This window comes from Methylobacterium sp. J-077 (assembly GCF_022829365.1).
In the GTDB taxonomy this organism is placed as follows: domain Bacteria; phylum Pseudomonadota; class Alphaproteobacteria; order Rhizobiales; family Beijerinckiaceae; genus Methylobacterium.
On record NZ_JAKSYJ010000102.1, the window covers coordinates 1 to 12,851 of the forward strand.

Genomic DNA, 12,851 nt, shown 5'->3' on the forward strand with positions numbered 1-12,851 from the left:
ATCTGCACTGCCAGGGTGAAGCCCCGGGTGAGCGCCTTCAGCGCCAGCATCAGCGCGTCCGAGAAGGCCGGGACCCCGTCCGGGGGTAGCACCACGTAGCTCTGCGCCAGACCCTCGATGGCGAGGTGGTGCAGGTCGGCGGCGAAGATCAGCGTGACGCCCAGCAGCGAGAGGAAGTTGCCGAGCGCGGCCTGCTGCCCGCCGTAGCTCGGGTCCACCGTCATGGCGTAGGCCAGGCCGAGCTGCTGCGAGATGATCAGCCCGGCGGTCTGTAGGGCGGCCAGCACCATCCGGACCGACAGGCCGAGCACCAGCCCGACGATCGTCTCGGCGAACAGGAGCCCGATCAGCCGCGGGCCTGCCAGGCCGTCGGTGCCGCCGAGCAGCGGGCGCACGGTCGGGAACAGGACCAGCGTGGTCAGCAGAGCGAAGGACAGCCGCATCCGCGGCGACACCATCTGCTCGCCGACGCCCGGCATCAGCATGATCAGCGTGCCGACCCGGGCGAAGGTGATCAGATAGGCTGAGGCGATGCTGGGCAGGAGCAGGTTCATCGCCGCCCCTATGGCACGGGCGCGCCGTTCCTGTCGCGCCGGACCCAGCCATCATCCGCCCATCGCGATGCGGGCGGCGATGCGGGTCATGTAGCCGGCCATGGCGTCGCCGATGAACGGCAGCATCAGCAGGAGCGCGGCGAACACCGCGACGATCTTGGGCACGTAGATCAGCGTCTGTTCCTGGACCTGCGTCAGCGCCTGGACCAGCGACACGATCAGCCCGACCACGAGCGCGACCAGCATCAGGGGCCCTGCGACCTTGAGGAAGACGAAGATGCCGTCGCGGGCGACGTCGAGGATGGCGAGGCCGGTCATGGGCTGTCTTGCTCAAATAGGAGGCTGAGAAATTCCGGAATCCGGCCAGGAATGCTCAGATCTGCATCCGCATGATTTCTTCGTAGGCAGAGATCATGCGGTCGCGCACGGCGACCATGGTCTGCAGGGCGGTCTCGCTCTCGGCCACGGCGGTGACCACGTCGACGACGTTGGCTTTGCCGGAGGCCGCCGAGATCGCTTGGTCGTCGGCTCGCCGCCCGGCATCCCCGACATTGTCCAGGGCGTTGCCGAGGAGCTGCATGAAGTCGCCGCCGGCCTCTCCGGTCGACTGGACCTTGGGGGCGGGACGGCCGCTGGCCATGCCCTGAACGGCGGCGTAGGCACCCGCTGCGAAATTGCTCGTCGCCATCGACTAGGCTTCCTTCGCGCTCACTTGAGGATCGACAGCGTCTGCGACAGCATCTTGCGCGTGGACGTCACCATGTTGAGGTTCGCCTCGTAGGAGCGCTGGGCCTCGCGCAGATCCATGTTCTCGATGAGCGCGTTGACGTTGGGCATCTGCACCTCGCCCCGGGCGTTGGCCGCGGGGTTGCCGGGCTCGAACTTGGTCCGGAACGCGGAAGGGTCGCGCCCGACCCGCCCGGCTTCCACCAGCTTCGCCCCGGTCTCGGGGTCCATGTGGCTGGTGAAGGACGGGATCTTGCGACGGTACGGCTCGGCTCCGGCCGAGGCAGGCGCGGAATCGGCGTTGGCGATGTTCTCGGCGATGATCCGCATCCGGCCCGACTGCGCCTTGAGGCCGGCGGCCGCCACGGTGAGCGACTTGCTGAATTCCATGGCTCAGGGCCCTCCTCCGCCGCGTGTCGACGGCACATCCGGTTCGGTTCCGAAACCGTCAGCTCTTGCCGATGGCGATCTTCAGGGTGGTCAGGCTGTGCTGGTAGAGCGAGGCGGCGAGCTGGTAATCTGACTGGTTGTCGCCGGCCTTCATCATCTCGTCCTCGAGATTGACCGCATTGCCGCTCGGGCGGATCTCGAAGCTCTTGGCCCGCTTGGGATCGGCTCCGGCCTCGGACTGCCCGGGGGGCGCGATGTGGGCGGAACTGGTCAGCGTCAGGCCGGGTGAGGTGTCGACCGCGCTACCGGTGGTCCGGTCGAAGCGAAGATCCGCCAGGTCGCGCGGCTTGAAGCCCGGCATGTCGGCGTTGGCGACGTTCTCGGCGATCAGCCCCTGGCGCGCCTGCGCCCACTGCATCCGGGTGCGCAGCATGCCCAGGATGGGCAGGTCGGTCAGGGCCACGGTCGCCTCCGGTCTCGCGACGCCGCGCGGGATCGGCGGGCTCGGCAAAATCTGCCGCCTGCATGGTTAACGCACCGTTAAGCGGCGGTGCTGCCGTTTCCTGTCCGGACATCGGGCGTGCGGGCCGAACGTGACGTTCCTGGGGATAGCCCGGGCGGGTCCTTCACAACCTCTTGTCTTGATGGCGCTAAACTTAAGGGCCTGTTAACGAAGTCTTAACGTCGTTTGCCTGGCAGGGCTGGCGGCGTGGTATGAGCGACGCTCGTGCCGAGCGCGGCCCCGCGGCGGCCGAAACGTGCGAGTGCGTAACCTTGCCATGGCTGCAATCCGTGTTCGGTTCTGAGGGCTCCCCCATCGTCCAGTATGTCGTGATCTTCGCCGTCATCTTCACGGCGTTGGCCGCGATCGTGTTCACGGTGCGGCGCCTGACCGGACGCAGCCTGACGCTGCCCGGCCGCACACCCGCGCGCGGGCGCCAGCCCCGGCTCGGCATCGTCGACGTATACGAGCTCGATCGCGCCCGGCAGCTGATCCTGCTGCGCCGGGACAATGTCGAGCACCTGCTGCTGGTGGGCGGCCCGAACGACGTGGTGGTCGAGCGCAACATCCAGCGTACGCAGCGCCCCCTCCCCGAAGCCAGCCTGCGCGCCGATGCGGGGCCGGAGCCGCTGGCCGAGCCGCTGCCGGATCCCCTAGCGCAGGGCGGACGCCTGGCCGAGCCGCCCCGAGCTCTCGCCGAGATCGCCGGCCGCCGCTCCGAGCCGCTGTTCGACCCGGGCTTCGAGATGCCGGTCGTCGTGCCGCCGCCGGTGCCGCGTTCCGGGGCCGCCCCGCCGGTGACCTTCCCGCTCGACGTCAACCTGCTGGGCGGCGACGAGCCCGGGCAAGAAGTGTCGGCGCCCGCCGCGCTGCAGCCCCGCGCCGCCGAGCCGCCGGCGGCGCCGCTCCGGGAGACGCTCTCGCCTCGGCGGATCCTGAGCCGCACCGCGCCGCCGCTCGCCGAGCCGCGGCCAAATCCGGCCTCGGAGCGCAAGCCGGAGGCCGACCCCGAGCGCCCCGAGCCCGCCCGTGCGGCGCCGAGCCTGACCGTCCCCACCGAGCGCCGGACCGTCGATCCGGCTGTGCTCAACGACATGGCGCGCCAGCTCCAGGCCGCGCTTTCGCGCCCGGCCTCGGCGGTGACGCCGGCGCCGCCCTCGCCAACGCCCGAGCCGGTGGATCCGGTGGCCGCGATGATGGCCGCTCCTCCTCCGCCCCCCGCCCCGTCGGTCGCTAAGCCGCCGCCCCAGCCGCCGCCACCCGCGCCCGCTGCACCGCCCGAGCCGCCGCCGGTCGTGCCGCCGGCGCCCGAGCCCCCGGCCCCCCGACCGTCGGCGCCCGTGGCGCCTCCGCCCGCTCCTCTGCCGCCTGCCCCGGCTGCGCCCGCCGCGCCGCTGCGGCCCGAGCCGAAAGCCGCCGGCAATCCGTTCTCCGTGGAGGAGATCGAGGCGGAGTTCGCGCGCCTCCTGGGTCGTCCGCTCGACAAGCAGATCTGAAACTGCGTGTTGACGGACGGTTAACCCGTTTTCGGAAGGCTCGGGTTCCGAGGAGGACCCGATGCTCAACCTGGATGCACAGACCGCTCAGCGAAACCGCGCCTACCGGGCGTTCAAGCTCGACCGGGCCGGCCGGGTGTTCTCGGCCGAGATCGTGCCGGCCGCGGACGATACGCAGGCGCGCCGCCGCGCCCGGGCCATGGTCGCCGACGCGGCGATCGAGCTGTGGGACCGGACCCGGTTCCTCGGCCGCTACGAGCCGGCCGCCCAAGCCCGCCTCTGAGGGGCTGATCCCTCAATCGTTCACGGTCTCCCGCATGGCCAGCACGGCCCCGAAGCTGATCACCGCCGCGACCGCGAGATAGAAGCCGACGAACCCGATCCCACCATAGGCCGCCAGTTCCTGGGCGATGTAGGGCGCGCCCGAGGCGCCCAGGATCCCGGCGAGGTTGTAGGTGACCGAGGCGCCCGTGTAGCGGATCCGGGTCGGGAACAGCTCGGGCAGCACGGCGCCCATGGGGCCGAACACCCAGCCCATCGTCAGTAGGCTGAGGCACAGGAAGCCCAGCACCGGCGGCCAGGTCCCGGCGGCGGCCGCGTTTCCGAGCATCGGGCCCATCAGGAAGCCGAGGGCGAACACCGCGACCATGCCGGAGAGCAGCACCGGCTTGCGCCCGAACCGGTCGGCGGCCGCCCCCGAGATCACGGTCCCGAGCGCCATGAAGCAGACCGCGATGCACTCGAACAGCAGGAAGGTCGGCCGGGTGTAGCCCAGCGTGCCGGTGCCGTAGCCGAGGGCGAACACCGTCGAGAGGTAGAACACCGCGTAGACCGCCACCATGGCGAAGGTGCCGATCAGGACCGCACGGCCGTGCTGGGTCAGCATCGTAGCGAACGGCACACGCTCGGGCTTTGCCTCGGTCAGCGCCGCCTTGAAGGCCGGCGTCTCGGTGAGCTTCAGCCGCACGTAGAGCCCGACGCCGACCAGGGCGGCCGAGGCCAGGAACGGCAGGCGCCAGCCCCAGGCCTGGAAGCTCTCGGGCGTCAGGCCGAAGCTGAGGCACAGGAAGCCGAGATTGGCCAGGATGAAGCCGACCGGTGCGCCGAGTTGCGGGAAGATGCCGTACCAGGCGCGCTTGCCCGGGGGCGCGTTCTCCACGGCGAGCAAGGCCGCCCCGCCCCACTCGCCGCCGAACCCGATGCCCTGGCCGCAGCGCAGGACGCACAGGGCGGCGGGCGCCCACCAGCCCGCGGTGGCGTAGGTCGGCAGGCAGCCGATCAGGACGGTGGACAGGCCCATGATCAGCAGCGACGCCACCAGGGTCGCCTTGCGGCCGACCCGATCGCCGAAATGCCCGAACAGGGCCGCCCCGAACGGCCGGGCGATGAACGCGATCGCGAAGGTCGCGAACGCGCTGAGCTGCTGCACCCCGGGGGCGCCGGCCGGGAAGAAGACCGGGCCGATCACCAGCGCGGTCGCCGTGGCGTAGATGTAGAAATCGAAGAACTCGATCGCCGTGCCGACGAAGCTCGCGGCCAGGATGCGGCCGGGACTGGCACTCGGGGCGGCGCCGCGCGGGCCTGCTGTTTCGACGGTCTGCAACATGGTTCGTTTCGGACTCGGGCGGTCGGTGCCACTTCAGGTGGAGCGCGGCGCTTTCGCACGGGGCGGCCCCGGCGGAAACCCTGAATCCCGTCGGAGGGCGGCGTAGCTGTGCGATGCCGCGACGGCGGCCTTGCGTTCGCCTGTCCCCTTCGCCAAGCTGATCGGCCTGTTTTCGTGAGGGATGCCGGCCGCGGCGCCCTCCCACATCACTTGAGTACTGCGATGAGAGTCACCGTCGAGCGCGCGGCCCTGCTCAGGTCGCTCGGCCACGTGCACCGGGTCGTCGAGCGCCGCAACACGATCCCGATCCTGTCGAACGTGCTGCTGCGTTCGGAGGGGTCGAGCCTGCAGCTCCGCGCGACCGATCTCGATATCGAGGTCACGGAGAGCGTGCCGGCCGACGTGGCCGATCCCGGCGCCACCACGGTGCCGGCGCACGTGATCTACGACATCGTGCGCAAGCTGCCCGACGGCGCCCAGGTCTCCCTGGAGACCGGCGGCGAATCCGGCCAGATGACGATCCGCTCGGGCCGCTCGCGCTTCGCCCTCGGTGCGTTGCCGGAGGGCGACTTCCCCGATCTCGCCGCCGGCGAGATGCCGCACGGGTTCGAGATCGCGAGCGCCGACCTGAAGCGGCTGATCGACAAGACCCAGTTCGCGATCTCCACCGAGGAGACGCGCTACTATCTCAACGGCATCTACCTGCACACGCTGGAGACCGAGGCCGGCCCGGTGATGCGCGCGGTCGCCACCGACGGCCACCGTCTCGCCCGGGTCGAGATCCCGGCCCCGCAGGGCAGCGTCGGCATGCCGGGGGTGATCGTGCCCCGCAAGGCGGTGGCCGAGATCCAGAAGCTTCTGGACGACGGCGGCGAGACCGTCGCGGTCGACCTGTCGCCCGCCAAGATCCGCCTGCGCTTTGCGGGAGGCCTGACCCTGATCTCGAAGCTGATCGACGGCACCTTCCCGGACTACCAGCGGGTGATCCCGGCCAACAACGACAAGCGCCTCACCGTCGAGCGGGACGCCTTCGCCAAGGCGGTGGACCGGGTCTCGACGATCTCGTCCGAGCGCGGCCGCGCCGTGAAGCTCGGGCTCACCGAGGGGCGCCTGGCGCTCTCGGTCAACAACCCGGATTCGGGCAGCGCCACGGAAGAGCTCGACGTCGATTACGAGGCGGCCGGCCTCGATATCGGCTTCAACGCCCGCTACCTGCTCGACATCACCGCGCAGCTCGAGGGCGACACCGCCCTGTTCAAGCTCGCCGACCCGGGCTCGCCGACCCTGATCCAGGACCGCGAGGGCGCGCCGGCCCTGTACGTGCTGATGCCGATGCGGGTGTAGGATCAGGCTGCCATGCCGAAAGCCGTCATCCTCGATCCGACTCAGGCAGCCTCGCTCGATCGTCTGATCGTGGCGGGTCGCTACGGTTCGCCGGAGGAGGCGGTCGCCGCCGGTGTCGCGTTGCTGCTCCAGCACGAGGATCGCCTTGGGACGTTGCGCGAGGCTTGGCGGGAGGGCGTCGAGAGTGGCGATTGCGAACCGCTCGACGCCACGCTGGATGCCTTGGAGGCGCGCTATGCCGCCATGGAAAAGGCCGCCTCTTGAAGCCTGTCGTCTTGTCGCGACAAGCCCGAGCCGATCTGCGCGAGATTGGCGACGTCATCGCGGCTGACAATCCGACGCGTGCCCGCAGCTTCGTCTCTGAGCTGCGCACCCGATGTCGGGCGCTCGGTCGTCAGCCGATGATGGGCAGGCCTGCGCCGGAGATTGCTCTCACCGTACGGATCCTCATATTCCGATCTTACTTGATCCTTCATCGCATCCTCGACGACCGCTTTTCGATCGGTCGCGTGCTGCACTCGGCTCGCGACCGGTCCATCGTGCCGCCTTATGAATGAACCCGACACCGCCGGATCCACACGTCTCACCCGGTTGATCGCCCGCGACTTCCGCAATCACGCCGATCTCGAACTCACCCCCGGCGCCCGCTTCGTGGCCCTGGTCGGCGAGAACGGCGCCGGCAAGACCAACCTGCTGGAAGCGATCTCCCTGTTCGTGCCGGGACGGGGCCTGCGCCGGGCCGAGTTCGCCGCCATGGCGCGCACGGACGGCCCGGGGGGCTTCGCCGTGTCGCTGACCCTCGACCGGGACGGCGCCGAGCATCGCCTCGGCACCGGTCTTGAGCCGCCGGGACCGGATGGGCGCACGAGCCGGCTCTGCCGGATCGACGGCGCCCCCGCTTCTTCGCCGGTGGCGTTCAGCGAGTTCGTCCGGGTGGTCTGGCTGACCCCGGATCTCGACGGCCTGTTCCGCGGCGCCGCCGGCGACCGGCGCCGGTTCCTCGACCGGCTGGTCCTGGCGGTGGATGCCGGCCACGGGGCGCGCGTCTCGGCCATGGAGCGGGCCCTGCGCTCGCGCAACCGGCTGCTGGAGGACCGGCCCGATGACGGCCGCTGGCTCGACGCTGTGGAGCGGGAGGTCGCCGAACTCGGGGTCGCGGTCGCGCTTGCCCGCCGGGAGACCGCCGAGCGCCTGGACCGGCTGATCGCCGAGACCCGGGACGATGCGCAGCCCTTCCCCTGGGCCTCGATCCGCCTGGAGGGCGACCTCGACGACCTCGTGGCGGTCTGGCCGGCCATCGAGGCGGAGGACCGCTTCCGCCTGGCCCTGCGCAACGGCCGCAACCGCGACCGGGCCGCTGGCCGCACCCTCACCGGGCCGCAGACCACCGATCTCGTGGTCCGCCACGGCCCCAAGGACGTCCCGGCCGGAACCGCCTCCACGGGGGAGCAGAAGGCCCTGCTGATCGGACTGGTCCTGGCCCATGCCCGGCTGGTCCGGGCGATGAGCGGCATCGCCCCGATGATCCTGCTCGACGAGGTCGCGGCGCATCTCGACCCCCGCCGCCGGGCCGGCCTGTTCGAGGCCCTCGACGCCCTCCCCGGCCAGGTCTGGATGACCGGCGCCGACCCGGCCGCGTTCGAACAGGCGGGCGACCGGACGGAGGTGCTGCGGATCGGGGGGTGACGGGGGCCGGGATATCGGCCGACCGTCAGGATCAGATCCGCGTCATGAGGCGCGCCGCAGGGTGATCCGGGTCAGCTCGGACGGGCGACAGAGACGAAGGGCGAAGCCGGGCCACAGCCCGGTGCCGTTGCTGACGTAGAGAAGCATGGCGCCGACCCGGTACGTCCCGGAGACGAACCCGGCATTGCCCCGCGCCACCAACCGGTCCAGGCCGCGGATCATGCCGCCGTGGGTATGGCCGGAGAGCTGCAGCGCCACACCGCGCGCAGCGGCACGCGCGGCCTGTGCCGGCTGGTGGTCCAGCAGCACGATCGGCGCGCCCGCCGGGGCACCGGCCAGGGCGGCCTCGAGATCGGGACCCGGGTGGCCGGTGGCGGGGGCCGAGCGATCGGTGACGCCCGCCAGCACCAGCGCGTTGCCGTCGCGCCTCAGGACCGTGTGGCCGTTGGCGAGGATGTGGATCCCCAGCCCCGCGAGGTGGCGCATCCAGGAATCGTGGTCGAAGAAATACTCGTGATTGCCCGGCACGGCCCAGATACCGTCCCGCGCCTGCAACGCGCGCAGGGGCTCGACGTCAGCCCGTCGGGACGCGAGCGAACCGTCGATGAAGTCACCCGTCACCACGATCAGGTCGGTGCCGAGGTCGTTGGCCCGCGCGACGACGACCCGCGCCCAGGCGGCCGGGAACAGGCGGCTGATATGCAGGTCGGTCAGGTGCAGGATCGTGTAGCCGTCGAAGCCGAGGGGCAGGTCCGCGATCCCGACGGAGAGATCGTTCAACGGCGGCACGCGCACGGCCTGCCGCACGGCGATCGCCGCCAAGAGCGCGGCCGCGAGGGCCACCGCATAGCGCCAAGCGGCGGGGATGGCCCAACCGCCCCCGGGCAGGACCCGGGAGGCCAGCGCCGCCATGTCGAGGGCGAGCAGCATGACTGCCGCCAGCGCAATGGCGCCGAAGGCCCAATTGAACAGGATCACCACCGGGCGGGGGAACTCCGGCGCGAAGACCGAGCCGGAGGAGAGACGGCTCCACAGGTGGAACTGGGACGCGACCAACAGAACGGCGGCCAGGGCGAGCTTGAGCGCGAGCGGCCAGGGCAGCGGCCACACGCCCCGCGCGATGACGTAGACAGCGGGCAGGCTGGGGATGAGGCGGATCATGGGCCTCTCCATGGACCGGGCGACGCCCTGAAGGCAAAGCTTGCCGCGCGGCATCCGCGTGGCCTGATGCGGAGCGGATGCCTGATCCGCACGCCGAAAAGTTTTGGCCACACTCTCGATGTAAAAGCCGAGCTTGCCAGTCGAGATCGGCCTTGCCAATCTCAGCTTGGCAGGACGCGCAATTGATGTCGGCCGCAGCGATACCGCATTGGGCCGCGGGCCATAGGAAGTCCGGGATCATGATCAGGGACGGTTGGGACGCCGATGTCGGCGACAGGGGTGAGGCCGCTCTGCGCGGCCACCGGGCGGGACTTCTCAGCCGCCGGTCGTTCCTGGCCGGCTCGGCCGCCGGTCTCGGCGCGCTGGGGCTCGCCGGTTGCGCGACATCCGACGGCCTGCTCCTCGCCGAGGCGGCGAAGGTCTACGGGCCGATGCCGGACGAAAAGTTCCCGATCCCGGCGGTCGACATCAGCAAGGTCGATCCGAAGTATTACCGTCGGACGGTCCGCTACGAGACCAAGGAAGCCGCCGGCACGATCATCGTCGATCCCGGCAACTACTACGTCTACCGCGTCGAGGGCGACGGATCAGCCACCCGGTACGGCGCCAATGTCGGCCGCGACGGGTTCCTGTGGAGCGGCGACGCCTATGTCGGCCGCAAGTCCGAATGGGCGACCTGGACGCCGCCCAGGGAGATGATCAAGCGCCAGCCCGAGGCGGCCAAATACGCCCGCGGCATGCCGGGCGGCCTCGACAACCCGCTCGGCGCCCGCACCCTCCATCTCTACCAGAACGGCGCCTATACGCTCTACACGATCTACGCCAGCAGCGATCCCGAGACGATCGGCTCGGGGATCACGAGCGGCTGTGTCGGCCTGCTCAGCCAGGACATGATCCACCTCTACGCGCGCACGCCGGTCAAGACGAAGGTGGTCGTGCTGCCGGCGTAGAACGCGGACCTTCGGCCTTAGGCGGTGCGGATGACGTCGCGCTTCGTTCCCACGTGGTCGGGCTGCGACGTTCACGCACCGGCTTCGGTCAGGCACGACGCGCGCCCTTTCCCGTGCGGGAGAGGGTTGAGGTGGGGGGCCAGAGCTTTCCGGAGATGTCGCACCCCTCACCCTGTCCCTCTCCCGCACGGGAGGGGGGACTTGCGCCTCCTCCGCCAGCGGCAGGACCACGGCTCTGACCGAAACCTGTATAGCCCGTAGCCCTGCGGGGTCGCGTTGGAAGTGGGGGCGGTTCAAACGGCATCGCTGCGCCCCATCCTGCACCACCCCCACCCCTGACCCCTCCCCACAAGGGGGGGAACGCGCGATTTTCAGGCCCTTGCCGCCGAACGCGATCCGTGACCCCGACAGCCCGCCCGGGTCGCCGCGATGACGGCGCGGCTCACGCCGCCCGCACGGTGGCGAGGAAGTGCGAGACCTCGGCGCCGAGATGCTCCGCCTGGCGGGACAATTCGCCCGCCGCGCCGAGCACCTGGCTCGCGGCGGAGCCGGTCTCCTCGGAGGCCTGGGCGACGCCGGCGATGTTGCTCGTGACCTCGTTGGTGCCGGTGGCGGCCTGGGCGACGTTGCGCACGATCGCCTGGGTGGCGGCGCCCTGCTGCTCCACGGCGGCGGCGATCGAGGTCGCCACCGAGTCGATCTCCCGGATCCGCGTCGTGATCGCCCCGATCGCCGTGACGGCCTGGCCGGTCACGCCCTGGATTTGGCCGATCTGCTGGCTGATTTCCTCCGTCGCCTTGGCGGTCTGCGCGGCCAGCTCCTTCACCTCGGACGCGACCACGGCAAAGCCCCGGCCGGCCTCCCCGGCCCGGGCTGCCTCGATCGTGGCGTTGAGCGCCAGCAGGTTGGTCTGGCCGGCGATGGTCGAGATCAGCCCGACCATGTCGCCGATGCGGGTGGCCGCCTGGCTCAGCGCCTGCACGAGATGATGGGTCTGGTCCGCCTCGCCGACGGCCGTCTGGGCGAGTCTCGCCGAGCCCAGGACCTGCCGGCCGATCTCCTGCACGGACGAGCCCAGCTCCTCCGCGGCGGCGGCCACGGTCTCGACGTTGGCAGCGGCTTCCTCGGCGGCGGCGGCCACCGTGGTGGACTGGCTGGCGGTCTCGGTGGCGCTCGCCGTCATGGTCTGGGCGGTCGCCTGCAGTTCCGTCGCCGAGGACGAGACCAGGCCGACGATGCCGCCGACGGCGCGCTCGAACCCGTCGGCCAGCTCCAGCATGGTCCGCTTGCGCGCGGCCGCTGCGGCTTCCTCGGCCACGCGCCGGATTTCGGCTTCCTCGGCGGCTTTCCGGGCGACCATCGCCTTGATGCCCTCCACGGCCTTGCCGACGGCGCCGATCTCGTCCCTGCGGGCGGCCTCCGCGATCTCGGCGTCGATCTCGCCCCGCGCCATCCGCTGCAGGACGGCGACCAGGCGGTTGAGCGGGCCGGTGATGCCGACCATCGCGATGAACGCCGCCGCGATCAGGCCCGCGAGCATCCCGATGGTGCTGAAGATCATCAGGCTGAGGCGGGTGTCGTTGGTCTGGGCCGTGAGGTCGTCGGAGCCCTTCTGCATGTAGGCGTTGATGTCGTTGGCGAGCGCGTTGCCGTCCACCGCCAAGCTCGAGAAGGTCGGATCGATCGCCGAATGGACCAGCGCGAGCGCCTGATCGTTCTGGTTGATGCTGCCGAGGCGGCGCACCTCGGTCACGTCCTGCAGGAACCGGTCGACGCGCCTCCCCAGTTCGTCGATCCGGCCGGCAAATTTGGGTGCGCGGTCATGCAGCGACGTGAGCGTCGCCTTCAGGTTCGGTATGGCGGCCTCGAACCCGGCATTGGCGGCCTGGATCTGGGCCGCGTCGGTCTCCGCGATGATCCGATAGACGTAGTAGTTGAGCTCGAAGACGAAGCGGTTGACGCGGCGGCCCTCGGCGACGGCGACGGCCTCGTGGCTGATGAACGCACTGTAGGCGTCATCGATCTGGCTCATCCGCGACTGGGCGTACCAGACGCCGGCGCCGACCATGACGCCGATCAGGGAGACGATCGCCACCAGCTTGGTGATGATCTTGAGATTCGACAGGCGCAGCATCTCTATTCGGCTCCGGAAGGCCCGATCGGTCTCGAATTGCGAGCCTGATCAACATAACGGATGCCGCGTTTCGGTTAAGGCTGCCCTAAGATCTGCGGTGTTCGTAGGCGACGGTGACATTTCAAGATCCAGACAATCAGACCGGATCTCTGTAATTTCATATTCGTTATACTATAAATATACTCAGTATAGCAGCGGACCGGCAATTTAAAGACGATCACGTTACATCTGAATATGCCAATTGGTATTTATCACTGACGACCGATCGTTCGTGTCTGATGTTCGGGCGTCGCGCGACGGTC

15 protein-coding genes are annotated in these 12,851 nt (G+C 70.1%); 7 read left to right on the forward strand and 8 right to left on the reverse strand.

The genetic code is table 11. The features are described 5' to 3' along the window. The 5 genes from MKL11_RS08435 to flgB all read right to left on the reverse strand — a co-directional run. On the reverse strand, nucleotides 1-554 hold a 554-nt coding region (locus MKL11_RS08435), incomplete at its 3' end, for a flagellar biosynthetic protein FliR (RefSeq protein WP_243942156.1). Between the two features lie 51 nt (nucleotides 555-605). Beyond that, on the reverse strand, nucleotides 606-872 hold the full coding sequence (gene fliQ, locus MKL11_RS08440; RefSeq protein ID WP_243942158.1) for a flagellar biosynthesis protein FliQ: 267 nt from the start codon (nucleotides 870-872) through the stop codon (nucleotides 606-608). A gap of 55 nt (nucleotides 873-927) precedes the next feature. Further along, the gene (gene fliE, locus MKL11_RS08445; protein WP_243942159.1) at nucleotides 928-1,242 is read right to left on the reverse strand and encodes a flagellar hook-basal body complex protein FliE; all 315 of its coding nucleotides are present in this window, start codon (nucleotides 1,240-1,242) and stop codon (nucleotides 928-930) included. A gap of 20 nt (nucleotides 1,243-1,262) precedes the next feature. Beyond that, nucleotides 1,263-1,670, reverse strand: coding sequence for a flagellar basal body rod protein FlgC (flgC, locus tag MKL11_RS08450; RefSeq protein ID WP_243942161.1), 408 nt, complete (start codon nucleotides 1,668-1,670; stop codon nucleotides 1,263-1,265). A gap of 58 nt (nucleotides 1,671-1,728) precedes the next feature. Continuing rightward, nucleotides 1,729-2,133 (reverse strand): flagellar basal body rod protein FlgB, encoded by a 405-nt coding sequence (gene flgB / locus MKL11_RS08455; protein WP_243942163.1) that lies wholly within the window; start codon nucleotides 2,131-2,133, stop codon nucleotides 1,729-1,731. Between the two features lie 251 nt (nucleotides 2,134-2,384). On the opposite strand from flgB, the gene MKL11_RS08460 reads away from it, so the two are divergent. Together MKL11_RS08460 and MKL11_RS08465 are read left to right on the forward strand one after the other, a co-directional pair. Continuing rightward, on the forward strand, nucleotides 2,385-3,668 hold the full coding sequence (locus MKL11_RS08460; protein ID WP_243942165.1) for a hypothetical protein: 1,284 nt from the start codon (nucleotides 2,385-2,387) through the stop codon (nucleotides 3,666-3,668). Nucleotides 3,669-3,729: 61 nt separating this feature from the next. Next, nucleotides 3,730-3,951, forward strand: coding sequence for a hypothetical protein (locus tag MKL11_RS08465; protein ID WP_243942166.1), 222 nt, complete (start codon nucleotides 3,730-3,732; stop codon nucleotides 3,949-3,951). 12 nt (nucleotides 3,952-3,963) lie between these two features. On the opposite strand, the gene MKL11_RS08470 is transcribed toward MKL11_RS08465, so the two are convergent. Continuing rightward, complete coding sequence (locus tag MKL11_RS08470) at nucleotides 3,964-5,274, reverse strand: MFS transporter (protein WP_243942168.1); 1,311 nt, start codon at nucleotides 5,272-5,274, stop codon at nucleotides 3,964-3,966. Between the two features lie 222 nt (nucleotides 5,275-5,496). Between MKL11_RS08470 and dnaN the strand changes: the two genes are divergently transcribed. The 4 genes from dnaN to recF are packed head-to-tail and all read left to right on the forward strand — an operon-like array spanning nucleotide 5,497 to nucleotide 8,304. Continuing rightward, nucleotides 5,497-6,618: a DNA polymerase III subunit beta gene (gene dnaN, locus MKL11_RS08475; protein ID WP_243942171.1), complete on the forward strand. Its 1,122-nt coding sequence runs from the start codon at nucleotides 5,497-5,499 to the stop codon at nucleotides 6,616-6,618. A 12-nt stretch (nucleotides 6,619-6,630) separates the two neighbouring features. After that, complete coding sequence (locus tag MKL11_RS08480) at nucleotides 6,631-6,882, forward strand: type II toxin-antitoxin system ParD family antitoxin (RefSeq protein WP_243942173.1); 252 nt, start codon at nucleotides 6,631-6,633, stop codon at nucleotides 6,880-6,882. Beyond that, a complete protein-coding gene (locus MKL11_RS08485; RefSeq protein WP_243942175.1) occupies nucleotides 6,879-7,175 on the forward strand; it encodes a type II toxin-antitoxin system RelE/ParE family toxin in 297 nt (98 codons plus the stop codon). Before MKL11_RS08480 ends, MKL11_RS08485 begins: the two co-directional genes overlap by 4 nt. Next, nucleotides 7,168-8,304: a DNA replication/repair protein RecF gene (recF, locus tag MKL11_RS08490; RefSeq protein WP_243942177.1), complete on the forward strand. Its 1,137-nt coding sequence runs from the start codon at nucleotides 7,168-7,170 to the stop codon at nucleotides 8,302-8,304. The genes MKL11_RS08485 and recF overlap by 8 nt, the downstream gene beginning before the upstream one ends. A gap of 42 nt (nucleotides 8,305-8,346) precedes the next feature. Here the strand turns inward: recF and MKL11_RS08495 are convergent, their stop codons facing one another. After that, complete coding sequence (locus MKL11_RS08495; RefSeq protein ID WP_243942179.1) at nucleotides 8,347-9,465, reverse strand: metallophosphoesterase; 1,119 nt, start codon at nucleotides 9,463-9,465, stop codon at nucleotides 8,347-8,349. 239 nt (nucleotides 9,466-9,704) lie between these two features. On the opposite strand from MKL11_RS08495, the gene MKL11_RS08500 reads away from it, so the two are divergent. Further along, entirely contained in the window at nucleotides 9,705-10,415 is a 711-nt protein-coding gene (locus tag MKL11_RS08500) for a L,D-transpeptidase (RefSeq protein WP_243942180.1), read from the forward strand. A 442-nt stretch (nucleotides 10,416-10,857) separates the two neighbouring features. Here the strand turns inward: MKL11_RS08500 and MKL11_RS08505 are convergent, their stop codons facing one another. Further along, on the reverse strand, nucleotides 10,858-12,549 hold the full coding sequence (locus MKL11_RS08505; RefSeq protein WP_243942182.1) for a methyl-accepting chemotaxis protein: 1,692 nt from the start codon (nucleotides 12,547-12,549) through the stop codon (nucleotides 10,858-10,860). Nucleotides 12,550-12,851: the final 302 nt, after the last annotated feature.